The sequence below is a fragment of the Bacillus salitolerans genome (assembly GCF_042680805.1).
Classification (GTDB): domain Bacteria; phylum Bacillota; class Bacilli; order Bacillales; family SA4; genus Bacillus_CJ; species Bacillus_CJ salitolerans.
Map to the genome: position 1 here is coordinate 250,159 of NZ_JBHUEM010000052.1, position 26,572 is coordinate 276,730.

General features: G+C 38.0%; 22 protein-coding genes. 18 read left to right on the forward strand and 4 right to left on the reverse strand.

The annotated features are described in order from the left end of the window. Positions 1-30 precede the first annotated feature (30 nt). From ACFSCX_RS21720 to aceA, 5 genes are all read left to right on the forward strand, one after another. The gene (locus ACFSCX_RS21720) at positions 31-768 is read left to right on the forward strand and encodes an MBL fold metallo-hydrolase (protein ID WP_377930355.1); all 738 of its coding nucleotides are present in this window, start codon (positions 31-33) and stop codon (positions 766-768) included. Between the two features lie 168 nt (positions 769-936). After that, positions 937-2,487 carry a fatty acid--CoA ligase family protein gene (locus tag ACFSCX_RS21725; RefSeq protein WP_377930356.1) on the forward strand — a complete coding sequence of 517 codons (1,551 nt, stop codon included), beginning with the start codon at positions 937-939 and terminating at the stop codon, positions 2,485-2,487. 610 nt (positions 2,488-3,097) lie between these two features. Then, positions 3,098-4,369 (forward strand): M48 family metallopeptidase, encoded by a 1,272-nt coding sequence (locus ACFSCX_RS21730; RefSeq protein WP_377930357.1) that lies wholly within the window; start codon positions 3,098-3,100, stop codon positions 4,367-4,369. Positions 4,370-4,590: 221 nt separating this feature from the next. After that, the gene (gene aceB, locus ACFSCX_RS21735) at positions 4,591-6,171 is read left to right on the forward strand and encodes a malate synthase A (RefSeq protein ID WP_377930359.1); all 1,581 of its coding nucleotides are present in this window, start codon (positions 4,591-4,593) and stop codon (positions 6,169-6,171) included. Positions 6,172-6,187: 16 nt separating this feature from the next. Then, positions 6,188-7,468 carry an isocitrate lyase gene (gene aceA / locus ACFSCX_RS21740; RefSeq protein WP_377930360.1) on the forward strand — a complete coding sequence of 427 codons (1,281 nt, stop codon included), beginning with the start codon at positions 6,188-6,190 and terminating at the stop codon, positions 7,466-7,468. Positions 7,469-7,526: 58 nt separating this feature from the next. Here aceA and ACFSCX_RS21745 read toward each other — a convergent pair whose 3' ends face one another. Both ACFSCX_RS21745 and ACFSCX_RS21750 read right to left on the reverse strand, forming a co-directional pair. After that, positions 7,527-8,285 carry a CPBP family intramembrane glutamic endopeptidase gene (locus ACFSCX_RS21745; protein ID WP_377930361.1) on the reverse strand — a complete coding sequence of 253 codons (759 nt, stop codon included), beginning with the start codon at positions 8,283-8,285 and terminating at the stop codon, positions 7,527-7,529. Between the two features lie 175 nt (positions 8,286-8,460). Next, positions 8,461-9,426, reverse strand: a complete 966-nt coding sequence (locus tag ACFSCX_RS21750) for a processed acidic surface protein (RefSeq protein WP_377930394.1) — start codon at positions 9,424-9,426, stop codon at positions 8,461-8,463. 204 nt (positions 9,427-9,630) lie between these two features. On the opposite strand from ACFSCX_RS21750, the gene ACFSCX_RS21755 reads away from it, so the two are divergent. The 3 genes from ACFSCX_RS21755 (at position 9,631) to ACFSCX_RS21765 (ending at position 13,214) form a co-directional block, all read left to right on the forward strand. Next, on the forward strand, positions 9,631-11,004 hold the full coding sequence (locus tag ACFSCX_RS21755) for a dipeptidase (protein ID WP_377930363.1): 1,374 nt from the start codon (positions 9,631-9,633) through the stop codon (positions 11,002-11,004). Between the two features lie 170 nt (positions 11,005-11,174). Further along, positions 11,175-11,705, forward strand: a complete 531-nt coding sequence (locus tag ACFSCX_RS21760) for an NfeD family protein (protein WP_377930364.1) — start codon at positions 11,175-11,177, stop codon at positions 11,703-11,705. A gap of 27 nt (positions 11,706-11,732) precedes the next feature. Further along, positions 11,733-13,214, forward strand: coding sequence for a flotillin family protein (locus ACFSCX_RS21765; RefSeq protein ID WP_377930366.1), 1,482 nt, complete (start codon positions 11,733-11,735; stop codon positions 13,212-13,214). A gap of 97 nt (positions 13,215-13,311) precedes the next feature. Here the strand turns inward: ACFSCX_RS21765 and ACFSCX_RS21770 are convergent, their stop codons facing one another. After that, entirely contained in the window at positions 13,312-13,539 is a 228-nt protein-coding gene (locus tag ACFSCX_RS21770) for an IDEAL domain-containing protein (protein ID WP_377930367.1), read from the reverse strand. Between the two features lie 216 nt (positions 13,540-13,755). On the opposite strand from ACFSCX_RS21770, the gene ACFSCX_RS21775 reads away from it, so the two are divergent. Continuing rightward, entirely contained in the window at positions 13,756-13,959 is a 204-nt protein-coding gene (locus ACFSCX_RS21775; protein ID WP_377930368.1) for a hypothetical protein, read from the forward strand. Between the two features lie 225 nt (positions 13,960-14,184). Further along, a complete protein-coding gene (locus tag ACFSCX_RS21780; RefSeq protein WP_377930369.1) occupies positions 14,185-14,709 on the forward strand; it encodes a competence protein ComK in 525 nt (174 codons plus the stop codon). Between the two features lie 6 nt (positions 14,710-14,715). On the opposite strand, the gene ACFSCX_RS21785 is transcribed toward ACFSCX_RS21780, so the two are convergent. Next, positions 14,716-15,075: a YhjD family protein gene (locus ACFSCX_RS21785; RefSeq protein WP_377930370.1), complete on the reverse strand. Its 360-nt coding sequence runs from the start codon at positions 15,073-15,075 to the stop codon at positions 14,716-14,718. Between the two features lie 243 nt (positions 15,076-15,318). Here ACFSCX_RS21785 and ACFSCX_RS21790 point away from each other — a divergent pair, with 243 nt between their 5' ends. From ACFSCX_RS21790 to ACFSCX_RS21825, 8 genes are all read left to right on the forward strand, one after another. Then, positions 15,319-17,295, forward strand: coding sequence for a S9 family peptidase (locus ACFSCX_RS21790; protein WP_377930395.1), 1,977 nt, complete (start codon positions 15,319-15,321; stop codon positions 17,293-17,295). Positions 17,296-17,368: 73 nt separating this feature from the next. After that, complete coding sequence (locus tag ACFSCX_RS21795) at positions 17,369-18,013, forward strand: TVP38/TMEM64 family protein (protein ID WP_377930371.1); 645 nt, start codon at positions 17,369-17,371, stop codon at positions 18,011-18,013. Beyond that, on the forward strand, positions 18,010-18,564 hold the full coding sequence (gene lepB, locus ACFSCX_RS21800; protein ID WP_377930372.1) for a signal peptidase I: 555 nt from the start codon (positions 18,010-18,012) through the stop codon (positions 18,562-18,564). Before ACFSCX_RS21795 ends, lepB begins: the two co-directional genes overlap by 4 nt. 343 nt (positions 18,565-18,907) lie before the next feature. Beyond that, positions 18,908-22,135 carry a winged helix-turn-helix domain-containing protein gene (locus ACFSCX_RS21805; RefSeq protein WP_377930373.1) on the forward strand — a complete coding sequence of 1,076 codons (3,228 nt, stop codon included), beginning with the start codon at positions 18,908-18,910 and terminating at the stop codon, positions 22,133-22,135. 691 nt (positions 22,136-22,826) lie between these two features. Continuing rightward, the gene (locus ACFSCX_RS21810; protein WP_377930374.1) at positions 22,827-24,110 is read left to right on the forward strand and encodes a substrate-binding domain-containing protein; all 1,284 of its coding nucleotides are present in this window, start codon (positions 22,827-22,829) and stop codon (positions 24,108-24,110) included. Positions 24,111-24,239: 129 nt separating this feature from the next. Beyond that, a complete protein-coding gene (locus tag ACFSCX_RS21815) occupies positions 24,240-25,001 on the forward strand; it encodes an ABC transporter ATP-binding protein (RefSeq protein WP_377930375.1) in 762 nt (253 codons plus the stop codon). Beyond that, positions 24,991-25,692: an ABC transporter ATP-binding protein gene (locus tag ACFSCX_RS21820; RefSeq protein WP_377930376.1), complete on the forward strand. Its 702-nt coding sequence runs from the start codon at positions 24,991-24,993 to the stop codon at positions 25,690-25,692. Before ACFSCX_RS21815 ends, ACFSCX_RS21820 begins: the two co-directional genes overlap by 11 nt. 18 nt (positions 25,693-25,710) lie before the next feature. Next, on the forward strand, positions 25,711-26,571 hold the full coding sequence (locus ACFSCX_RS21825; protein ID WP_377930377.1) for a branched-chain amino acid ABC transporter permease: 861 nt from the start codon (positions 25,711-25,713) through the stop codon (positions 26,569-26,571). The last annotated feature ends 1 nt before the right edge of the window (position 26,572 follow it).

Consider the following 26,572-nt stretch of genomic DNA (forward strand, 5'->3'; position numbering starts at 1 on the left):
GAGATTGAACATATTGAAGGAGGAGTTTGCTTGAAAGTAACAGTAATCGGGTTTTGGGGTGGATTTCCTGGAAAGAATGAGGCAACGTCAGGCTATCTTGTTGAACATAAAGATTTTAAACTACTTGTCGATTGTGGAAGTGGTGTTATATCACAGATGCAAAACTATATTCAAGTCGAGGAGCTCGATGCAGTCATTATTTCTCATTATCACAATGATCATGTTTGTGATATCGGTGCGTTGCAGTACGGAAGGCTCATATCAGGTTTCTTAGGGAAACAAATGTCCCTACTGGAAATTTACGGTCACCAACAGGATCAGCAAGGGTATGAATCGTTAACTTATCCAAATGTTACAAAAGCACTTCCATATGATCCAGAAAGTAGTGTAACCATTGGTCCTTTTTCGATTTCTTTTCTTCAAACAGACCATCCTGTTCCTTGCTATGCTATGAGAATAGAGGCAGACGGAACGTCTTTCGTCTATACAGCCGATACGTCTTATAAAGAGGAGTTTGTTTCTTTTTCAAAAGGCACAGATTTACTAATTTGTGAGTGTAATTTATATGCTGGTATGGATGGGAAGAAAGCAGGTCATATGACGAGTACAGATGCAGGATTACTAGCACAGCAAGCAGGGGTAAAGGAATTGTTATTAACCCACCTTCCCCACTTTGGTAACCATGCTGAATTGATGGAGCAAGCGAATGAATTATACAAAGGCCGAGTATCTTTAGCAAAAAGTGGCTGGAGCTGGACGGCATCGTAAAATAGTGAGGGAGTGCTCCCTCACTATTTTTTTAAAATAATGTTTCTAGAATTATATCAGTGAAAACACAAGTTCCACTTGATGGAAATATTTTATTAGAATATAATAAACATAAATATTTAGAATTTTTTTATTGTTATAAATAATATGAAGGTGAGGGGATTTTCTTTGAATATTAGTTCGAAATTACATGAAAATGCGAAACGTCTACCTGATAAACCAGCTTATTATTTTCAAGATGCTGCCTGTACATACCGTGAGCTAGATGGTGCTGTTTCAAAATTTGCAAGCGCTTTACTAGATATGGGTGTGAAGAAAGGCGATCACATTGCTCTACTTTTAGGAAACAGTCCTCATTTTGTTATTGGCTTGTACGGTGCTATCCGTGCTGGAGCAACGGTTATTCCGATCAACCCAATCTATACCCCAGATGAAATTGGGTACATAATAAACAACGGTGATGTCAAAGTAGTAGTCGCTTTAGATTTACTCATTCCATTATTTGAAAAAATGGAAGATCATTTACCAAAAGTGGAGCAGTTGATTTTCTGTGAAACACCAAAAGAGAAAGAACAGGAACTTGATGTAACAAAGCTTTCTATTTTCCCTAAAATGAAATCGTTTACAACTGTGTTAGCTTCAGGAAATCCATTATATCAAGGACCTACAATCAATGATGAAGAAGTTGCAGTCATTCTATATACGTCCGGAACGACGGGAAAGCCAAAGGGAGCAATGCTTACACACAAGAACATATTTAGCAATGCTCAGGATACGGCAAACTATTTAAAAATAGCTGAAGAAGATCGTGTCATTGCAACTTTGCCAATGTTCCATGTGTTTTGCTTAACGGTTGCTTTAAATGCACCATTAATGAATGGTGGTACCATAATCATCGTTCCCCGCTTCAGTCCTGGTGATATTTTTGCCATTACAAAAAAATATGAAGCGACTGTATTTGCAGGTGTTCCAACCATGTACAATTTTCTATTGCAATACCCTGAAGCAAATGTAGTAGATTTACAGAGTCTGCGTCTCTGTATCTCAGGCGGAGCCTCCATGCCAGTTGCCTTGTTAAAGTCGTTTGAACAGAAATTTAATGTATTAGTATCGGAGGGATATGGCCTGTCTGAAGCTGCTCCAGTAACATGCTTTAATCCTTTAGATAGACCAAGAAAAGCTGGGTCTATTGGGATGAGCATCGTGAATGTTGAGAATAAAGTAGTTGACGAGCTTGGAGAGGAAGTACCTATTGGTCAAGTAGGAGAGCTAATCGTACGCGGGCCAAATGTTATGAAAGGCTATTATAAGCTCCCAGAGGAAACAGCCCATACACTTCGTGACGGCTGGTTATACACTGGAGATTTAGCTAAGATGGATGATGAAGGTTACTTCTATATTGTGGACCGGAAAAAAGACATGATTATTGTTGGTGGCTATAATGTGTATCCACGTGAAGTAGAAGAGGTGCTGTATTCACATCCAGCTGTTGTGGAAGTAGCAGTTATCGGTGTTCCAGATATGAACTTCGGTGAAGCTGTTAAATCATATGTAGTAACAAAAGAAAACGTAACAGAACAAGAGCTACTTGCATACTGCCAAGAACATTTAGCGAAATACAAACTACCAAGCTCAATAGAGTTTTTAGAAGAACTACCGAAAAATACAACAGGAAAGATTTTAAGAAGAGCATTAAAGGATCAAGTGCTAAGTAAATAAACAAGTAGGAAAAATCGGCTTTGTGCCGATTTTTTGTTTTACAGAATAGATGAACATCTTACAGTTGCTGATAAAAATGAAAGAGTTGACGATAATATTGGGATACTTGATGATGAAACTACTAAAGACACTGATAAACTAAATAGTTGATGATAACTTTTCAAAGTTGCCGATAAAATGAAAAAGTTGCTGATATAGAGAAATAAGTCGCTGATAAATTTACAGTAGTTGATGATAACTTCTTCAATATGACAATCAGAACCGTTTTTTACGAAAAAACAAATCAAAATTTCATTACACAAAGTCTTCGCGATTCAAAACAATCAAATAAATTATCAAAATCATATCTTTTTATTAAAAAATAGTAGAAAATCACCCAAAATGTTGCACGTGCAATAAGATAGACATGACCCTATGCGCACGATGGGTTAATAACTACAGGCTGTTCTACTGAAATTCAGCTTCCCCTTCATTCTGATGCTACTCATCCTACTTAAAAAAATAGAAAGTGATGATTTTAATTTTAAAAACAAATAGTTTTTCGATATGATGTTCTAAACAAACAGAATTTGACTAAAAATAAAAAGAGGACATGTTAGGAGGGAGACAGATGAGAAAGACGATCGTCGCATTAATAGTAGGTTACATCCTTTTTGGAGCGGCAATCGGTAGCTATTTATTTTTTTTAACCGATACCACCATACCGGAGCAGTATAGAGGCACAGCAGCGGATCCTGCTACCTTTATGGATGAACGAGAGCTTACACTTAGTCAAGATTACGCAACGGTTCGGAATTTATTATTTTTTCTATCAACACCATACGAATGGGTGCTGCTATTTCTACTATTAATAGTGGGATTATCAAGAAAAATAAAAGTATGGTCAGAAGCCACTACGAGATTCCGTTCCTTACAAATTCTAGTTTATTTTTTCTGGTTTTCACTACTAACTTCAATTCTTTCATTCCCGTTGAAATGGTATGGATATTCAGCTTCGAAAAAATACGGTATCAATGTACAGCCATTCTCTAATTGGATGAAAGACTATATGATTGATTACTGGATAAATTTCTTATTAACAGGACTTATTGTGATTGTTCTTTACACATTAATTCAACGTAGTCAAAAACGTTGGTGGTTTTATGCATGGCTTTTATCTATTCCATTCACGTTGTTTTTGACGTTTATTCAACCGGTTGTGATTGCCCCTCTTTATAATGATTTTTATCCACTTAAGGATAAGGAATTAGAAGCCAAAATACTTGCGCTTGCAGATGAAGCTGGAATACCGGCAGAGCATGTGTTTGAAGTGAATATGTCGGAAAAAACAAATGCAATGAATGCCTATGTGACAGGTATCGCTGGGAATTCAAGAATTGTTCTATGGGATACAACAATAGAAAAGCTATCAGATGATGAAGTTTTATTTATCATGGCACATGAGATGGGGCATTATGTCAAAAAACACATTCTATTTGGTACCGTTGGATATATTTTCGTTACGTTAGTCGGTTTATTTCTTATCCATAAGATGATGAATACGATTGTTACAAGATGGGGACACGCTCTCCATATTAAGAATATGCAAGAAATATCGTCTATTCCTTTATTTTTCTTGCTCCTATCCTTGCTATCGTTTATCTTTTTACCGATAAACAATACAGTTTCCAGAATGCATGAGCTAGAGTCAGACAAGTACGCGATTGAATTAACCGGAGATAATACAGCAGCGGTTATGACTTTTCAAAAGCTTTCAAAAACTAACTTAAGTGAGGTAAATCCACCTATATTAGTCAAAATATTTAGGTATACCCATCCACCAATGCTTGATCGATTACACTTTTTAGAGAGCTATGGTCAACCTGTAATAGAAGACAACTAGAGAAAGCTACCTAGTTTGAGTTAAATTAGTCTATAAACACATTCGCACCGTTGGAAAAAATAAAACTCCTGGATTCGGAGTTTTATTTTTTTTGGATAAATTTACAAAAAAAGTGTTACACTTTTGAATAATCTGTTATATAATAAGATAAAATTAAATACAACTGTATTATAACAACAAGTATTAACCACGATTCCATTTCTCTAAAAGGAGGAGACGATTTGACGATTCAAACTCTCGGGTTAAAGGTTATAGGTCCACTCAAACAAGGGTACAACGAGATTCTTACAGAAGAAGCGTTAGTGTTTATTGCATCACTGGAAAAGCAATTTGGTCAACGAAGAAAACAACTATTAGAGGTGAGAGAAGAAAGGCAGAAAGAATTAAATAAGGGGAATCTTCCTGATTTTCTACCTCACACAAAGCACATACGAAATGGAGATTGGAAGGTATCGCCTGTTCCAGAGGATATCGTAGATCGAAGAGTAGAAATCACCGGACCGGTTGATCGAAAAATGATTATTAATGCTCTCAATTCTGGTGCAAAAGTATTCATGGCTGATTTTGAAGATGCAACCTCTCCAACATGGGACAATATGATTGAAGGTCAAATGAATCTTAGAGATGCTGTCAATCGTACGATTTCTTTTGAAAATGAACATGGAAAGAAGTATATCTTACAAGATCATGTAGCGACCTTATTTGTACGACCAAGAGGTTGGCACTTAGAAGAGAAACATGTTTTATTAAACGATGAAAGAATATCAGGAAGTCTTTTTGATTTCGGGCTGTATTTTTTCCACAATGCCAAAAATCTACTAAACAGAAACAGTGGACCTTATTTCTATTTACCTAAGCTAGAAAATCATCTGGAGGCACGATTGTGGAATGATGTGTTTCTATTCGCCCAGGATTATTTATCGATTTCCAGAGGAACGATCAAGGCAACGGTTTTACTTGAAACGATATTGGCGGCATTCGAAATGGATGAAATCCTTTTTGAACTCCGTGAGCATTCAGCTGGTTTAAATTGTGGTAGGTGGGACTACATCTTTAGTTACATTAAAAAATTTAGAGAAAGTGGCCGACTACTTCCGGACCGTTCACAAGTAACGATGACCGTTCCCTTTATGAGAGCTTATTCTTTATTAGTTATCCAAACTTGTCATAAACGCGGAGCCCATGCGATGGGGGGGATGGCTGCACAAATCCCAGTGAAACACAATCTAGAGTTGCACAATCAAGCAATTGAAAAGGTTCGTCTTGACAAGGAGCGAGAAGCACTAGATGGTCATGATGGTACGTGGGTCGCACATCCAGCATTAGTTCCAGTGGCATTAGAGGTGTTCGATCAACTGATGCCAAGTGCCAATCAGCTTCATAAAACCCTAGATGAGAGCATCACATCCGAACAATTAATTGAGGTACCGACTGGGACTATTACTGAAGAGGGAATCCGAACAAACATTAGTGTGGCGATTCAATATATCGAAGCTTGGCTTAGGGGGATGGGGGCGGTTCCTATTCATCATTTAATGGAAGATGCCGCAACAGCTGAAATTTCAAGAGCACAGCTGTGGCAATGGTTTCACACTCCGGGGCTTATAATCAATGGAAAAGAATTAACGATAGAGTGGTATAAAACGCTAGTAGATGAAGAGTTTGAAAATATTAAACAAGGGGCAGGTCCAGAAGCTTTTAACCTAGGCAAATATGATGAAGCTACAGAACTATTAAACCACCTTGTTTTAGAGGATACATTCGTAGATTTCTTAACGTTACCAGGCTATGAAAAATTATAAGAAAAGAGGGAGTACAATGGAGAGAAGCGAACGTTTACAAAGAATCAAGGAAAGCTGGGAGCTCGATTCAAGATGGAAAGGAGTACATCGTCCCTATACCGCAGAAGACGTTTTAAGATTAAGGGGCTCGATTGACATAGAATACACTCTTGCAAAAAATGGCGCAAAAAAGCTATGGGGATTACTTCATTCTGAAGATTATGTGAATGCTCTGGGGGCGCTAACAGGAAACCAAGCTGTACAACAGGTGAAGGCTGGTTTGAAAGCCATTTATTTAAGCGGCTGGCAAGTGGCAGCAGATGCGAATCTATCAGGGCAAATGTATCCAGATCAAAGTCTCTATCCAGCCAATAGTGTTCCATCTGTTGTGAATCGAATTAATCAAGCGTTGCAACGTGCAGATCAAATTCAGCACTTAGAAGGTGCAGGGGATGTTGATTGGTTTGCACCGATTGTGGCGGATGCAGAAGCAGGGTTTGGTGGACAGCTAAATGTATTTGAACTAATGAAATCCATGATTGAAGCTGGAGCATCTGGTGTACACTTTGAGGATCAATTATCATCAGAAAAGAAATGTGGACATTTAGGTGGGAAGGTTTTACTCCCTACTCAAACAGCAGTGAGAAATTTAATATCAGCAAGATTAGCTGCTGATGTACTTGGAGTACCAACCATTCTTATTGCGAGAACAGATGCCAATGCAGCTGATTTAATTACGAGTGATATTGACCCAGTAGATGCTCCATTTATTACAGGTGAGCGTACGGCTGAAGGCTTCTTCAGAACAAAAGCTGGTTTAGATCAAGCTATTGCAAGAGGGTTGGCTTATGCTCCTTATGCAGACTTAGTTTGGTGCGAAACATCAGAGCCTAGTTTAGACGAGGCAAAAGCCTTTGCAGATGCTATCCATGAACAATTTCCAGGAAAGCTGTTAGCTTACAATTGTTCTCCTTCCTTTAACTGGAAAAAGAAACTTGATGATGAGACAATTGATAAGTTTCAAAGAGAGCTTGGCAAGATGGGCTATAAATTTCAGTTCGTTACATTAGCAGGATTTCATGCACTGAATCATTCAATGTTTGAACTTGCAAAGGGCTATAAGGAAAGAGGAATGTCCGCCTACTCAGACTTACAACAGGCGGAGTTTGCGAATGAAAAGTATGGATATACGGCAACTAGACACCAACGTGAAGTAGGAACTGGCTATTTTGATGAAGTCGCTCAAGTAATCACTGGTGGACAGTCTTCCACAACCGCTTTAAAGGGTTCGACAGAAGAAGCACAGTTTATAAAGTAATAGAATGGTGATCATAGCCTGAAAACATGCTCAACGTAATAAACTTTGAGCATGTTTCTTAGTTTACAATATGAATGGAGTGCCCCTGATTAGACACATCAACATTTGTTAATTTAGAGGCTCGTATCCATAAATAGATGGCATAAAGTAGTAGAATGATAATGAGCACGTAATTTATAAATGCTGGACCTTCTGTATTTTTTTCCAGGATAAAAAAATTATTTAAACCGTGAAAGGCAATCGCAATCATAATGGATTGACGATTCACAATGAGTAAAGACAACACAATCCCAACAAAAAAAGCATATAAAATTTGTAAGAGGGTGTCCTCTAGTGAGTGACCTCCTAGAAGTTGTAGCGAGTGCGTGATCGCAAAAAGTAAGCTTGAAACAATTACGGCTGTCTTGAAACCTTTTGATGCTACTACCCTTAACATAAACCCTCGAAAGAAGATTTCTTCGATAAACGCAACGATAAATAATTGTGTGAATAATAATAGGATCAAATCAAGAATTGAAGTAGTGTCAATACCTTTATGAGCGAATAATATAAGGACCAAAATAATTAATAAAGGAGAACTGAGAAGACTAGTTTCTTTTAAAGGTGTTAGTTTTCTTGGTGAAAAGTAAGTATTCCACTGTCCCGTTTTAAATAAATAAACGTAGATCCCAATTGCCATTGGTAAGAGAGCGATATAATGCAAGCTAGGACTAGATGGCTGAACTATGGTCACGAATGCACCATTTAATGTAAAGAAAAACACTAACAATAATTCTAAACCGACAATTTTTGAAATCATTTTATACTGTTCACGCAAAAAAAAATCTCCCCTCTCATGAATAGAAAGCTAGTCAGGCTCCTTTTACATTCCGTTTCCTGTAAAATTCCCTACGCCTATTTTAACATAAATATCCAATTAAAAGCGGCCATCATACAACAAAAAAACAGTCCTATTTTCATTTGGACTGTTCTTTATTTCCTCATATCGGAAGTTACCTTGCTTCTTTCTTTAACTGAACTACGTACATTATGAATCCAGTTCCAAGAAGCAAGAAACCAATAAGAGCGTGAGTTATATAGGAAGAAGCAGTTACGGGCAAGCGCTCTCCGTGCATTAATTGATTCAATTCTCCTGCAATCTCTCCAATATGCGCAAACTGTTCACCCGTTTGTAAAATGAAATCAGAAGCGACCATCTCGTCAGACAGTGATAAATCAGCAATTAATACCCCATTCGTATTATAAAGCTCTACAAGGATACTTTTCCCATTAAGTGTATTTAATTGGAGAAGTTGTTCAAACGTAATTTCAGATTTTCCGGTTCCATCCATATCATCAGCTAAGAAAAATTTGCCTGATAGCTGATAGGAAGCTAATACATCTATGAAAACATTTAGTAAATCTTGCCTCTGGTTTTTCGATAATTCAGTCGTATCATTTACATAACTATATTGTTCAATCTTAGCGTTAATTTGTTTTATTTTCGATTGAAGGGCGTCTTCATCAAGTGAACTTATATGTTCAAACAGAATGGTTAATTCTTCGTCTGTTAAACCAACATAGGCAAGAAAATCTGTTAAGCCCGCCATCGCTTCGTTGTGATTCAAATAAAAATCCAGAGCTAATTCAAGATCCTCAATAAATTTATAGTCATGAATGGACTCCCCGAATTGAGCAAGTAAATCATCTGCCTCTTCCAATGACATATCATACGTAATCAGTAGGTTTTTGAGATTGTCATCAGAAATAGGTGTTCCAAGAACCTCCTTCAATGCTGCCATTGTATGAAAATCATTTAACGTATATTCATAAAAATCAAGGTATTCAATTAGCTCGTCTTGTGTCCAATTTAATTCGTTTACGTATTGTGTTAACTCATCTTCCGGAGGAGCGGCGATTACGTTACACGGTAGGAAATACAAGAAACCAAGCGCTGTTAAAAGTACATAACGAATCATTTTCAACATAATTTCCTCCATCCTAATCGTTTTGCGTCTAATTGGTAGTATTTGTAGGATGAAGAAAAACATGTATGGATAATATAAATTAGGTAAAATTCTTTTCAAGCTGGGAATGTGAGAGAACTTGAAAAAGATAAAGGGAAACGCTAGAATCTGTCGAATACACTATACATCTGTTTTCTAGATGAAAGGAGCATACATATGAACAACAATGTGAAAGTTTATTTAAGCGAACAGCGTGATCGTCAATTAGAGGAGCTAACCGAGTTTTTGAAAATTCCTAGTGTGAGTTCCTTATCTGAACATACAAAAGATGTAGAGAGCTGTGCCAATTGGATTTCGAATTCATTATCAGAAGCGGGTATGCAAAATGTAAAGGTTATGCCAACAAAGCGTCATCCAGTCGTATATGGAGAGTGGTTAGGTGCTGAAGGAAAGCCGACCGTTCTTATCTATGGTCATTATGATGTACAACCTGTTGATCCGTTGCACCTTTGGGAGACACCACCATTTGAGCCTATGATTCGTGATGAAAAGATTTACGCACGTGGAGCGAGTGATGACAAGGGTCAGGTTTTTATGCATATTAAAGCCATTGAGGCGATTATGAAAACAACAGATTCTCTCCCTGTAAATGTCAAATTTTTAATCGAAGGGGAAGAGGAGATTGGAAGTCCGAATCTTCCAGACTTTATTGAAGAACATAAGGAAATGCTTGCAGCAGACGTCTTGCTTATATCAGATACAGCTCTGTATGCAAAAGGAGAACCAGCCATTTGCTATGCATTGCGTGGTTTAGCCGGTGTTCAAATCGATGTGAAGGGTCCCAAGCGTGACTTACACTCTGGTGCCTTTGGCGGGGGAGTACCAAATCCTGCTAAGCAATTAGTGGATCTTATCGCCTCCTTCCATGACGACAATTTCCAGATTCGAGTAGAGGGCTTCTATGATAAGGTGAGAGCTCTGACGGAAGAAGAGAGAGAAGCATATAGAGCCTTGCAATTTGATGAAGAAAAAGTGAAAAAAGATCTTGAACTCTCTGAACTAGTTGGAGAAGAAGGGTATACGTTTTTAGAACGAGTGTCAGGACGACCGACTCTTGAGATTAATGGAATCTATGGTGGCTTCCAGGGTGAAGGAATTAAAACCGTTATTCCTGCTGAAGCACATGCAAAGATTACGTGTCGATTAGTACCAAATCAAGATCCTGATGAAATCATTCAATTAATTGAAAAGCATATTCAAAAAAACAAACCAGCAGGAGTAGAAGTAACGGTTACACCATTTGATAAAGGCCATCCGTTTATAACACCATTTGATCATCCAGCCATTCAAGCGGCTGCAAAATCTTATGAAGAAGAGTACGGAGTTCCAACAAAGTTCATTCGTGAAGGTGGCTCGATTCCAATTGTTGCCGTATTTGATCAAATCTTAAAAACACCAGTAGTATTAATGGGATTTGGTTTAGAGAGTGAAAACATCCATTCACCAAACGAACACTTCCATCTTGAGAATTTTGATAAAGGCTTAGCGGTCATTTGTGATTATCTGTTTAGATTGTCAGATTCTCTATAATATTATTACATGAAGGAGCATGAGCGCATGCTCCTTTTTGAATTGGATATTTTCTACCAATTTACAAAAAACCCTTTTCTAACCTCGTTTCTCATGTAAAATAAGAATAGTGTGAAACTTTTCCCATTTATAAACCGTATTACTATTGTGGCCACGAGGAGGTGCATGCGATGCTTGAGTTTTATTGGGGATGTCTTATTACTGGTATTCTCTTTACATTATTGACTGTTATTTTCGATGACTTTCTTGGAAATGCTTTGGAAAATGTGCTTGATGCATTGACGTTTGATCTACCGGGTATTTTTCAAACAACGGTCATAATGAGTGGTCTAACGGCATTTGGTGGAGCTGGAATAATACTTACTTCTTATACAAATATTCCAAAGCTACTTGTTCTTTTTCTGTCATTTGGAGTAGCAATCGTATTAAGTGCAGCATTCTATTTTTTTTATGTCAAACCGATGGAAAATACCGAAAATTCAACTGGATTCTCCATGCAAGATCTAGTTGGTAAGGTCGGGGAGGTTTCTGTGCCTATTCCAATAAATGGGTATGGTGAAGTAATGCTTTCAATTGGTGGGAGCTCATCTAATCAAATTGCGGCAAGCTTTGATCAAGTAGAGATTGCTACCGGTACAAAGGTATTAATAATTGAGATAAGTGATGATACGTTATTAGTATCCCCTTATGACCAATTATAGATAAAAAAGGAGTAGAGGAGTGGAGAAATGGAATCATACATGTTAATTCCAGCAATCGTTATAGGTGTATTTTTAGTGCTTGGTCTTGCTTTTTGGGCAAGATACAAAACGGTAAGTTCAGATGAAGCAATGATTGTAACAGGTTCTTTCCTTGGTACAAAAAATGTGCTTTCCGATGAATCAGGACGAAAAATTAAGATTGTCCGTGGCGGAGGAGCTTTTATTCTGCCAATCTTTCAAAGGGCAGAGTTCATCTCATTATTATCTCATAAGTTAGATATTACAACCCCAGAAGTATACACAGAACAAGGTGTACCCGTTATGGCTGATGGAGTTGCCATTATAAAAATTGGGGGATCTGTTGAAGAAATTGCAACAGCAGCTGAACAATTTTTAGGGAAACCGATTGAAGATTTAAGAAGTGAAGCACAAGAAGTGTTGGAAGGGCATTTACGCTCGATTCTTGGCTCCATGACGGTAGAAGAAGTATATCGTAACCGGGATCGCTTCGCACAAGAAGTTCAAGGCGTTGCAGCTAGAGACTTAAAGAAAATGGGTCTGCAAATTGTTTCCTTTACCATCAAAGATGTTCGAGATAAACACGGTTACCTAGATTCACTAGGGCGACCAAGAATTGCAGCTGTTAAGAGAGATGCAGAAATTGCAGAAGCAGAGGCAGTAAGAGATTCACGTATTAAAAAAGCGGCAGCAGAAGAAGAAGGCCAACGTGCTGAATTAATCAGAGATACGTCTATCGCTGAAGCAACAAAAGATAAAGAATTAAAGGTAGCAGCGTACAAGAGAGAGCAAGACACAGCAAAAGCAGAAGCAGATCAAGCGTATCAAATTGCTGAAGCCAAAGCACAGCAACAAGCAGTTCAAGAAAGTATGAAGGTAGAAATTGTTCGTAAGGAACGCCAAATTGATTTAGAAGAAAAAGAAATTTTGCGTCGTGAAAAGCAGTATGATGCGGAAGTTAGAAAGAAAGCAGATGCAGATCGTTATTCGGTTGAGCAATCAGCTGAAGCAGAGAAAGCGAAGAGAATGCGTGAAGCAGATGCTGTTCAGTATAGAATTGAAGCTGAAGCTAAAGCAAGTGCAGAAGCTGAACGTGCCCAAGGTAGTGCAAAAGCAGAGGTTATTCGCTTGCAAGGTCTTGCAGAAGCTGAAGCAAAGGAAAAGCTTGCTGAAGCCTATAAGAACTACGGAGAGGCTGCGATTCTTGATATCCTTGCGAAAATGCTTCCTGAAATGGCAGAGAAAATCGCTGCACCACTTGGTAATATTGATAAAATTACGGTTGTCGATACAGGGAATGGTGACGGTGCCAACCGTGTAAGTAACTACGTTACACAGCTTATGGCAACTGCACCAAACATGATTAAAGATGTGTCGGGAATTGATTTAGAGCAAATTATAAATAACATAACGAAAAAAGCACCTGCTCAAAGTGAGCAAGTAAATAAGACAATCCAGGCACCTGCCAACATTTCTGAGCAACATGAATAAAAATAAGCTAGCCTTAATAGGCTAGCTTATTTTTATGTTTGGAACCCTTCATAAAATGTTGATAGGATGGGTTATCTTATGGAGAGACCTTATTGTTCTAGGCATGTTTCATGAGCTGTTTATATTCGTTTGATAGCTTATAAAATGTTTTCAGGTCTCGATTATCTAGTGCTACATCTATTTCTTTATTTAGTTTTTTGGCTTTTGAATTAAAGATGATTTCATCAAGAATCATGTCTACATAAAAATTTCGACTTTCCTGAACCTCTAGTCTCTTTCTTGCAGCAGATTTCATCAATTCAGTATAGGATTTTCCTTTTTTCATGATGCTCACTCCTGAGGTAAGAATGTAAAACATCGTTATCATCGGGCATTTGTTTCATATATTTATTCAATTATAACGAAGAAGTACATTCTTTTCAATTGTTTTCTGAATATTTAAGAAATTAACTAAATAGTAAAAAAGGTGAATAAAAATAAATATGACGGATAATACATTCTATGAAGGTACACACTATAATAAGATGGAGGTGGGTAACCCATGACAGAAAATCATCATGGATATACGAAAAAAAACGAAATCCCTTTTGGTACACCACTAAATCCTCAAATGACTGTAACTGCGGGGTTTAATCATTTCAGTGGTTCGAACCTTGGTGACTCAGTAGATGAGCATATTTCAGTAGAAGAGGGTAATGAGTATATAGCTGAAAAGGAAATACAGCAAGTATACAATAATTCTTAAGTATATTATGTACTTGCTAAAAAAGTGATTCTCCAATAATTGGGGAGTCACTTTTTTAGCAAATTGGGAAGTCGATGCTACTTATTAACTAGGATACAGCATAAGAAACACTCGGCACTCGCCAAGTGTTTCTTAAATGTTTTGTGAATTTTTCCACTTTTCTCTTTTATTTCGCCTCACTTTGTCTTATTATGAAATGGAAAAATAGTAAAGGAGTGTGATTGTTTGAAAGAGACCGTTTTGAAAGAATATGAAATTAGTCCGTACACAATGGCTGTTTTGCCAGAGGTGACAGAAAGAGGTCTATACTCAAGGATAATGGAGATTGAGACGAGCTATATTGTCGCAATGAAGCCAATTGAAATTATGGATAGAAGCTGCCGTTTTTTTGGAAGTAGTCTTCAAGGCCGTAGAGAGGGTACACGTGAAATCATGGGTATTACCCATAAGGCGCCCATCGTTATTGATCCATCCAACTACATTTATTTCTTCCCCACATTATCCCCAAGCAGGGAGCAATGCGCATGGATCTCACATGCTTATGTAAAATCCATTAAAGCTACAGAACATCAAACTACACTTCAATTTTCCAATCACGAATTGATTGATTTATCCATTTCAAAAGGTTCACTAGAAAATCAGTTGTACCGAACAGCACAATTACGAGCTACATTATCAAGTCGAATAGAACCAGAAACAAGAAGAGTGTCTTTCTTAACCTCATCGCACCATCGTTTACAGAAGCAGTAGTTACATCTATGCTCTTGTTTGTAATAAGTACTTTTCCATTATTGATTGAACACAATTACGAATTCTTGGATTAAAGTAATTATGCTGTTCCTCGTAGCCTTTATAGACAAAAAGGAAAGTCGTAAATGTATCATCTCTTTGTAGCTGCTGTGCTTTCAGCTTTTTCTTTTTCATTTCATGCTTAATTATTGCTAAATCCCTTTGAATATGATTCATAGATTCCTCAATACACCGTAAATAAGGCTGCTTTAACTTAAAGGGTGCTTTTTCAATAATTTGTAAATCTCGCTGAAAGACAGTCAAAGTCATAGGTAGAAAAAGTGATTGTTCTAACAAATTACGATCTTCGTCAGGTATGCGTGTCAAAGTAGGTCACTCCCTCATTAGAACGTTTGTTCGTACTTCTATCATATTGAACGAACAGGATAATTGCAAGTGGAAATATCTTTTTCTTAGAAGGCGGAAAGTTTCAATTATTCCAACTAATAAACATGAGTCTCAAACGTAAACCTCATAGAAGTCCAAAGTACTAACGATGCAAAGAAGGAGATAGTATTTCTATTGTCGAAATATTATAAAAACACAGGTGTGAAGGATGTGTATCTAAGTATGATCAAAAAAAGAGGAATAAAACCAGAGGATCTATTTAAACTAAAGTCCGTTAATTGCCCGTTGTATTCTCCAAGCGGAGAGAATTTTTTATTCGTGGAAACTGTCATGGACGAGGAAGAGAAAAAATATTACTCTCATCTCTTTGTAGGTAATAATGACGGTGATCAAATTAGGCAATGGACTTTTGGGAAGGTACGTGATGTGAATCCTGCATGGTCACCTGATGGAAAATGGATTGCGTTCTTATCTAATCGCTCCGAGAAGCAGCAAGTATTTGTTATGAGTGCTTCTGGTGGTGAACCAAGACAAGTAACAGATACACCAAATGGAGTAAGTCAGTTTGGATGGTCACCAAATAGTAAGCAGCTACTTATTTCGCATTTGCTTAGTTCTGAGAATGAAGAAGTAAAGTCTGAAGCTAAAAGTGAACAATTAGAGCCTATGGTTGTTGAAAAGCTCGCCTACAAGTCGGATGCTAGTGGCTTCTTTGATCATAAGTATTCAAAGGCTGCACTTGTAGATATTCATACAAATAAATACGAACCGTTAACAACAGATGACGTAAATTATTCGATAGGCTGCTTTTCTCCTGATGGTAAAAATGTCGTCTTATTCGCAAATCCTTCTGATGAAGCCGAGTATGAGCTGATTACGGATGTGTATATAGTAAATTTAGAAAATAAAAACATGGAACGAATTACAAGCTCCAATGGACAGTATAGTCAGGCAAGTTGGTCACCTGATGGAACCTATCTTGCTTTTATTGGACATGAAAAGGAGTATTTGTCTGCAACACTATCTAGAATTTGGTTGTATGACCTTCAGAAATCGGAGCTTACATGTTTAACTGAAAATTTAGATGTTCATATTGGTGATGTGGCAATTGGTGACTTTCAGCAAAGTGGTAGTGACAGAGGATTAGTATGGACGTTAGATAGTACAGGCTTTTATTTTATTGCCAGTGATCAGGGTAGTACAGCTGTCTATTATGGTGATATTGAGGGGTTGATGTATCCGGTTATCCTCGACGATCAGCATGTCTATAGCTTCACTGTCGATGTTCATAAACATAAGGTGATTGCAGGTATTAGTACACACGTGCAACCTGGTGAACTCTTTATGTTTGATTTACATACAGGAGAGAAAAAGCAGCTGACAAATGTAAATAAAGTATTCTTAGAAGGCATAGACATAGTAGCAGCAGAAGCATTCCGCTTTAAAGCACAAGATGGGTGGGACATTCACGGCTGGATCATGAAACCAGTTGGCTTAAAGGAAGGCAAGAAAGTACCACTTGTTGTCGAGATACACGGTGGACCACATATGATGTACGCGAATAGCTATTTCCATGAGTTTCAAGTGCTAGCAGCAAAGGGCTTTGCTGTGTTATTTACGAATCCAAGGGGGAGCCACGGCTACGGACAGACGTTTGTCGACGCCGTTCGAGGTGACTATGGCGGAAAGGATTATCTAGATATCATGTCTGCTGTAGACTATGTACTAGAGAATTATGACTTTATTGACGAAGCGCGCCTTGGTGTAACCGGTGGAAGCTATGGTGGATTTATGACAAACTGGATTGTTGGACACACAGATCGCTTTAAAGCGGCTGTTACCCAGCGAAGTATTTGTAATTGGATTAGCTTTTATGGGGTGAGTGATATCGGTTACTTCTTTACGCAGTGGGAAGTACTTAGAGGAGAAGCATTTGATGTGGAAAAGTTGTGGAATGTCTCACCATTAAAATACATAGATAACATGAGGACTCCACTGTTAATTCTGCATAGTGAAAAGGATTATCGTTGTCCAATTGAGCAAGCAGAACAATTATATGTATCTTTAAAGCATCAAAAGAAGCAGACGAAGCTCGTTCGTTTCCCAGAAGCAAATCATGAGCTTTCCCGTAGCGGTGATCTATCCTTACGGCTTCATCGTTTAAACCATATTGTGAACTGGTTTGACAACTATCTATAAAAGAATTTTTGTATTGTCTAATTATTGTTGTACAATAATTGTATTATAAGATTCAGGCTAGGGGAGCTCGTTCATGGATGTAGAGTCATTACAACAATTCTGGCAATCAATACAACATTATTTTACATTAGAACACGTTCAAGAACTGATGGATGAGTACCGAGACTTAGGACCTTTACCGGGTATTTTTCTCCCGATGTTAGAAGCCATTTTTCCCTTTCTCCCTTTGTTCATCTTTGTGGTAGCAAATGCTGCTGCATTCGGATTATGGTTAGGGTTTTTATATTCATGGATTGGGGCATGTTTAGGAGCAATCCTTGTTTTCTCCATTGTTCGGAGATTAGGTCAAAAACGTTTTTTTCAGTTTTTAAGCAAGAACAAACAGGTTCGTAAACTGACAATCTGGGTAGAGCGACATGGGTTTGGCCCACTGTTTCTATTATTATGCTTTCCGTTTTCTCCCTCTGCCATTATCAATGTCGTTGCGGGGCTCTCTAGGGTAAGCATGTACCAGTTTATTTTAGCTGTGCTAACTGGGAAAATGGTCATGATTTTTATCATAAGTTTTATTGGGTATGATCTCAAATCATTAATACAACAGCCTATACGTAGTGCCATTGTAGCTTTTATTATTTTGGTATTGTGGTATGTCGGAAAGCGAGTAGAGCTATATTTAAATGCGAGAACAAAAATGAACAAGGGAGAGGAAAAACGATGAAAAAGAAACAGGACAGGAATGGTTTTAGTTGGATGAAAGCAATTGGTCTAGGTCTCATACTCGCATTTACTGTCCGTTCCTTTTTCTTTTCAAGCTATATCGTAGAAGGTCAGTCTATGTCCCCAACCCTACAAGAAGGAAATTTACTTGTCATAAATAAAATTGGTTATCAATTTGGTGAATTGAAACGATTTGATGTAATTGTCTTTCATGCAAACGAAAAAGAAGATTATGTCAAACGAATCATTGGTTTACCAGGCGATCGAATTTCCTATGAGAATGATATCCTATATATTAATGGAAAGCCGTTTGAGGAGCCTTTCCTACAACCCTACAAATCACTATTCACTGAAAACCAACTAACCTTTGATTTTACATTACAGGAAATCACTGGTGAGGAAACCGTTCCAGAAGGACATTTATTTGTTATTGGAGACAATCGAATTGGAAGCTTTGACAGCAGGCATTTCGGCTTTATTCAAATTAATCAAGTAGTTGGCAAGGTGAATCTTCGCTATTTTCCACTCGATCAGCTAGATATCTCTTTTTAAACCCACTTTACGTGGGTTTTTTTTATGAATCAAAAGAAATTATAAGTTTTGATTGCATCTTTATTTCGATCTGATTAGTAATCCAGCTCCAGCACCCAGCCAAGAAATGGAAACGATCTTTGCCATTTCATCCTACTCGAGGAAAAATGAAAAATCACTTTTTCCTTGGTCAAATAACCCTAAATGAGTAAAAGGGAAAAAACGCCCTTTTTTTCATTTAGGAACATTTGCTATGCCTGAGGCTAAACGGGGCGCACTGAGCCTTTTGTTCATCATCCAAAAAGTGACATAAATATGATAGAATTATATAAATATTCTAAGTAATAATAGAGGGTGTGGTAGTGTGACTTCTTCATTTATTTTACAAACTAAGCTAACTCCACCAGGAATTAAGGATGATATATTACGAAGGCCTGCTTTAACGAAAAAGTTAAAGGCTATTTTTCATACGTCTTTGACTATTGTTCATTCTGGCCCAGGGTATGGTAAGAGTACAGCCGTTTCCACATTCTTAGCAGACATGAAGAAACAATATTGCTGGTATAGCTTATCTGGTTATGATGATGAAATCATTCCATTTCTTACATATTTCATTCATTCTATAAAAAGTCAGTTCCCAACATTTGGAGAAGATTTAGTAGACTATTTAAACAAGATGAACCGTTATGTCAGGGATGAGGAAATTAGGAGTTTTAGTGCTCTACTAATAAATGAAATTGTAAATCTAGATAAAGAATTTTTAATGATTATCGATGATTTTCATTTAGTACAACATTCCCAACAAATTGAAGAGTGGGTCCTCTGGTTTATTGAAAATATACCGTCAAACTTAAGAATGGTGTTTTTAAGTAGAGCTCGTCCACAGTGGGGAATCATAAGTTCTTTAAAAGTGAAAGGAGATCTCCTTGAAATTAAAGAATCCGATTTAACATTCTCCATGGAAGATATTGAGGCTTGGTTTACTGATGTATATAGCCTAGAACTAGAACCAACAGAAATAAAACAAATTTACCATTTGACAGAAGGATGGATTATAGCTCTACAAATGATCATTCAACAGCTAGGGCATCACCGCGATCTATCAAGACTGTTGACGAATAAACATTCGTCAATGGAGGACTTATTTCAATTTTTAGCCATGGAAGTGTTAGTAAAGCAACCACCTATGGTTCAGCAGTTTTTAGAGCAAACCTGTATTTTTGATGAAGTAACGCCTTCTTTATGTAATGAAGTATTAGGTATTTCAGGTTCGAAGGAAATGCTTGAGTTGTTAATTCAGAAAAACCTATTTCTTCAGTCCATTGGAGAAAATCAGTATCGTTATCATGCTTTATTTAAAGAGTTTCTAGAAACTCAGCTAGCAAAAAATCAAGATCAATTCAAAGTACTACATAATCGTGCATCCATTTATTATCGTAAGAGAAATTTAGTAGAATTAGCTATCTATCATTTAGAAAAGCTAGAACACTATGATGACATTGCCTTTTTATTAAATGAGCATGGCGGAACGCTTATTCAAAATGGAAAATTAGAAAGTTTATTTGAACGGTTAATGAAGGTATCTCATCTACAAAAGCAACAATTTTATATGCTTTATTATTATCAAGGTGAAGTGCTACGTTATCAGTGTCTATACAAGGAAGCAGATGAACAATACCAAAAGGCTGCCCTGTATTCGAATAAAGCTGGAGATTTATATGGGGAGTATAAAGCATTAGCAGGACAGGCATTTATCTACTTAGATACGATTCAACCTGGTAAGGCAGACCGTCTTTTACAACAGGCCATCAATATTATGGAAAAAAATGAAAACGCTTCAACTATTGAAAAGGCAAAGCTTTACTATTTAATGGCAGAAAATTTAGTGAATGCAGGACAAGGTAAAAAAGCTGAAAAGTGGTTTGAGAAAGCAACTGAAACTGATGATTTTGAGGATGTTGGGAACTTAGAATCTAGATTAAGGCTGCGAACAGGTCAATTAAAAGACTCAAAACGAATTTTACTCCAAAAAAAGAATTTTGAATTACATGACACGAATGCCCACTTACAGCAATCTCACCGAGAAACAAATTTATTATTATCTCTCATTAATTGTTTCATGGGTGAGGCTGAAGAAGCGAAGGAATTAGCAGAATCAGGGATTCAGGAAGGGATTCGTTACAAAGCCCCATTTGTTGAAGCATGCGGCTGGATTCGAATGGGTCATGCGGTGCAACTCATTGGGCGATATGATCAAACGTTAGCAAAAAAATGCTATGATACGGCATTAAGTATGATGGAAGAGCTTGATGTACCTAGAGGTAAAGCAGAACCATTAATGGGACTTTGCATGTTATATGGTGCAGAGGGTGCTTACGAAAAGGCGATGGAGTATGGAAAACAAGCCCTACTCGAAACCGAACGGGTAAATGACTTGTGGCTTTCGGCATGTATTCAATTATGTATTGGTGTTACATGTATTTATGCAGAGAAATTAGAAGAAGCGGGTGTATGGTTGTCAAAGTCACACGAGCAATTCCTGTTTTGTGGTGATCAATATGGCGTGAGTTTAATTTTACTTTGGAAATCCTATCTTGATTATCATCTGGAGAAGTGGACTCTATTTCAAGAGCACTTTACAAGCTTATTGAATGGTATACAAATTGGTGGGTACGAGTTTATTCTTTCGAGTCGTACGATTTTTGGCCCAAGAGATCTTCAATCCATAACCCCTCTTTTAATAGAGGCACAAGCACAAGGAATTCAACGGCAATATGTAACCTCTTTATTGAATGAACTTGGCTTTCAAGATGTTGAAAGTCACCCTGGCTACACACTTAGAATCCAAACATTAGGGCGCTTGCGGGTTTGGATTGGTGAGAAAGAAGTTCGGGAACGTGATTGGCAGCGTGCAAAGGCACGGGAACTGTTTGAACTATTAATTACGAAGCGAAATAGGTTTATTCAAAAGGATACCATATTAAATTTATTATGGTCAGACGTTGATGAGAATTCAGCTGCAAGAGACTTTAAGGTTGCATTTAATGCATTAAATAATGCAATAGAGCCACACCGAAAAGCACGAAGTACCCCATTTTTCTTTCAGCGTGATGGACAATCATATGGAATTAGTCCAAAAGCAAGTATTTATTTAGATGCAGAAGAATTTGAAAGGTGGATACGAGCGGGATTAAAGGAAAAAGAAAACGAGAAAGCTCTACGCTTTCTTACAAAAGGTTTAGAGCTATATGATGGAGACTATTTGCCGGAAAAGCGCTTTGACGATTGGTGTATTGCAGAACGAGAACGGTTACTTGTTTATTACTTACGAGGTGCTGAAAAAATGGCACAATTATCCGTTCAAAAAAGTATGTATGATGAAGCAATCCATTGGTGTGAAAATATAGTAGAAAAAGACCAAACGTGGGAAGAAGCGTATCGGCTACTTATGTATTGCTTCTACCAAAAGAATAATCGCCCACATGCTATAAAATGGTACCGAAAGTGCTGTGATGTTCTAGAATCAGAACTTGGCGTTACCCCTATGGAACCAACAAGACAAATGTATGAAATGATTACAAAATTAAGTTAGGCGAACAAACAAGCACGTAGGTCAGGTAGGCGTTGCAACAGGACGTTGCGCACTTAGCCTGGCTTCATTATTCGTCCCGCCTCCGCTTTTGTAGTTGTCCAGCTGCGGCGCCTAGCCTCTCGAGGTCAAATAACCTGTCATGGATAAAAGGGAAGACCACCCTTTTTTCCATGCCAGAACATTTGCTATGTCTGAGGCCTACAGGATGTAGGTCAGGCAGGCGTTGCAACAGGACGTTGCGCACTTAGCCTGGCTTCATTATTCGTCCCGCCTCCGCTTTTGTAGTTGTCCAGCTGCGGCGCCTAGCCTCTCGAGGTCAAATAACCTGTCATGGATAAAAGGGAAGACCACCTTTTTTCCATGCCAGAGCATTTGCTATGTCTGAGGCCTACAGGATGTAGGTCAGGCAGGCGTTGCAACAGGACGTTGCGCACTTAGCCTGGCTTCATTATTCGTCCTGCCTCCGCTTTTCTAGTTGTCCAGCTGCGGCGCCTAGCCTCTCGAGGTCAAATAACCTGTCATGGATAAAAGGGAAGACCACCTTTTTTCCATGCCAGAACATTTGCTTGTCGAGGCTTACCAAGGCGCCTCCGCTTTTCGGTTTTGTAACTCATTTGTAACTAATCTCATTTACGATACGGTTAACGTTTCCACGTTTAAATGGAGATGTAATGAAAAAGGGGGATAATACATGGGTAACAAGAAATGGTATGGTTTATTTGCTTTGATGTTCGCATTTCTTCTTATTTTATCTGCATGTGGAAGTTCGGAAACAGTTACTGACAATGGGAATGATTCAGGTGATACTACAACTGATAGTAATTCAACTTCTGATTCTTCTTCAGATTCAAATACCGACGAAAAGAAAGAGCCAATTAAAATCGGGGTACTTGCATCGACTACCGGTCCTTTAGAGACTTACGGGAAACAAACAATTCGCGGATTTGAATTAGGACTTCATTATGCAACTGGTGGAACAATGGAAGTTAACGGCCATCCGATTGAATTTATTGTAGAAGACACTGAAACAAAACCAGAAGTAGCAATTCAAAAAGCAACGAAACTACTAGAGGAAGATGAAGTAGATTTCTTAGTAGGATCTTCAAGCTCAGGTGACACACTAGCTGTTCTACCACTTGCTGAAGAGTATGAAAAAATTATGGTTGTAGAACCAGCGGTAGCTGATAGTATTACAGGATCAGAATGGAATAAGTATATTTTCCGTACGGCTCGTAACTCATCACAGGACGCGGTTGCAGGAGCGGCAGCGATTGCGGGAGATGGTGTGAAAATTGCAACACTAGCTCCAGATTCTGCATTTGGTCATGACGGGATTGCTGCATTTAAAGAAGCAGCTGAGAAATTAGGGTCAGAAATTATCCACGAAGAATTTGCAGACCCAGCTGCAACGGACTTTACATCAAACATTCAAAAAATCATCGACGCAAAGCCAGACTACTTATTCGTAGTATGGGCAGGCGCTAACTCACCATGGAATCAAATCTCTGACATGAAGGTTCAAGACAGAGGGATTAAGATCTCAACGGGTGCGCCTGATATCGCTGCTTTAACAACCATGAATGCTTTAGTGGGTATGGAAGGCTTTTCAGTTTACTATCATACACTTCCGTCAAATGAAATTAATGATTGGTTAGTGGAAGAGCATAAAAAGCGCCATAATGGAGAAGTCCCTGATTTATTTACACCAGGCGGAATGAGCGCTGCCATTGCGATCGTTGAAGCCATCAAGAAAACGGAAGGAAGCACTGATGCAGAGGCATTAATTAGTGCGATGGAAGGTATGAGCTTTGAAACACCAAAGGGTACGATGACATTCAGAGCTGAGGATCATCAAGCACTACAAACTTTATATGCCATTCGTTTAGAAAAGGTTGATGGAGTTGACTATCCTGTTCCTGTGTTAATGCGTGAATTATCACCAGAAGAGACAGCTCCACCAATCCGTAATAACTAAGCAAAAGCTAATGAAGGAACTTTGGTCTCGCTAAAGTTCCTTCATTCATTCACAAAAAGAACCTCCGATAGTTTAATGAATCCACTTATTCTATACCCTTATAGTAAATCTCTTAAGTAGGTGAAAACCATGGAAAAAATAGTAGAAACAAAAGATTTGACCATTTCCTTTGGAGGACATACAGCGGTAGATGGTGTAAATTTCTCGGTTCCTCCTTGCCATTTTAAATCGATTATCGGTCCGAATGGAGCTGGAAAAACGACCTTTTTTAATCTATTAAGTGGACAGCTCGCTCCTTCAAGAGGAGAGGTGTTTTTTAAAGGTGAAAATATTACAAAACTATCTCCTACAGCAAGAACAAGACGAGGAATAGGACGTTCCTTCCAAATCACAAATGTATTCCCAAACCTAACTGTACTAGAAAATGTTCGGTTAGCTGTCCAATCACGGAAAGGAATTCTATATAACTTCTTTTCCCATTTTCAATCATTCAAAAGTCTAGAAGAAGAAGCGTATGATCTATTAAAAACAGTCCTTCTTGATAAAAAAGCGTATTCGCTTGCGAAAAACCTAGCACATGGTGAAAAAAGAAAGCTAGAAATTGCAATGCTTCTAGCGTTGGATACGGAAATGCTTTTATTAGATGAACCAACTGCGGGGATGTCTATTGAAGAAGTACCAGCCATTTTAGAAGTTATTAAGAAAATCAAGGCGGAGAACAATAAAACCATCATTTTAATTGAACACAAGATGGATATGATTCTAGATTTATCTGATACCGTTACAGTTCTGTTTAACGGAGCACTGTTAGCAGATGGTACGCCAAAGGAAATTATGGAAAATGAAACTGTACAAACTGCATATTTAGGGGGCTTGAACGATGCTTCTTAAGGTTGAATCTATTGAGACATATATTGAACAATATCATATTCTGCAAGGTGTTTCATTCGAAGTGAAAAAAGGAGAAGTAACCGTTCTGCTAGGGAGAAATGGTGCGGGGAAAACGACGACCTTACGATCAATCATGGGTTTAAACGCACCATCAAAAGGAAAGATTTCTTTTAAAGATAAAGAGATTCAAGGGTTACCAACCTATCAAATTGCGAATCTAGGAATTGGATATGTTCCTGAAAATCAAGGGATATTTGCTGATTTAACAGTTGAAGAAAATATGAAGGTTGCGATGAAGAAACAGGACGAACAAACGATGAAACGGCAGGAATGGATATTAGAATTATTTCCAGACTTAAAGAAGTTTTGGAAAAAACGAGGTGGGGCTCTTAGTGGCGGTCAAAAGCAAATGCTATCGATGTCACGTGCCTTCATCAATAATAGTGAGTTATTACTCGTAGATGAACCAAGTAAGGGCTTAGCACCGATTATGGTTGAAGTCGTGATGAACGCGATTATGGAGCTGAAAAAAGAAGCAACGATTATCCTCGTTGAGCAAAACTTTATGATGGCAAGCACGATTGGTGATCGTTTTTATATTATTGATGACGGCATGACAGCCTATGAGGGTGACATGAATGTGTTGAAAGAGGATGAAGCATTACGAAGAAAGTATTTAGGTATTGCGTAGAGAGGGGGCAGCAGCACAATGGAATTGTTAGTGAACTTAGCCGTTAATGGTCTTGCAACAGGTATGTTGATCTTTTTACTAGCTGCTGGTTTAACAATAATTTTCGGATTGATGGATGTATTAAATTTTGCCCACGGTGCATTGTTCGCATGGGGAGCATATGTTGGAGTTTGGTCCTATAATACAACAGGAAATTTCTTCATCGGTATTCTATTAGGAATCATTGCTGGTCTTGTTCTAGGTCTTCTACTTGAGAGGTTTATCATTCAACCTGTGTATGGCAACCATATCCAGCAAATTTTAATTACGCTTGGGGTCATGCTTGTACTTGGTGAGTTATTAAAGGTCGTGTTTGGCCCAAACCAGTTAAGTGCGACAACGCCTGAGTGGCTAAAGGGAAGCTTCGAATTCGGTGAGATTCTTTTAATTAAATATCGATTATTCATTATTGCAATCGGGTTTCTTATTTACTTTGGTATTCATTTACTTTTAACAAGAACAAAAATTGGACTAATTGTCCGTGCAGGAGTTATGGATAAGGAAATGGTTCAAGCGCTTGGGATTAATATTAAAAAAGTATTTGCCCTCGTTTTCATGGTAGGAGCTGCAATTGCAGCATTAGGCGGGGTATTACTAGGTCCATATTCAGGTGTAATCTATGCGGAAATGGGACTGGAATTTGGAATATTAGCATTCATTGTAGTTGTTATCGGTGGAATGGGAAGCATTACTGGGTCTGTACTAGCAGCTATTTTAGTGGGTATCTCCGGATCTTTTATGGCATATTTCGTTCCGGAGCTATCATTAGCGGTTAACATGTTATTAATGATTATCGTGTTGATTTTTAGGCCACAAGGATTATTTGGAGTAAAGGGGTGAA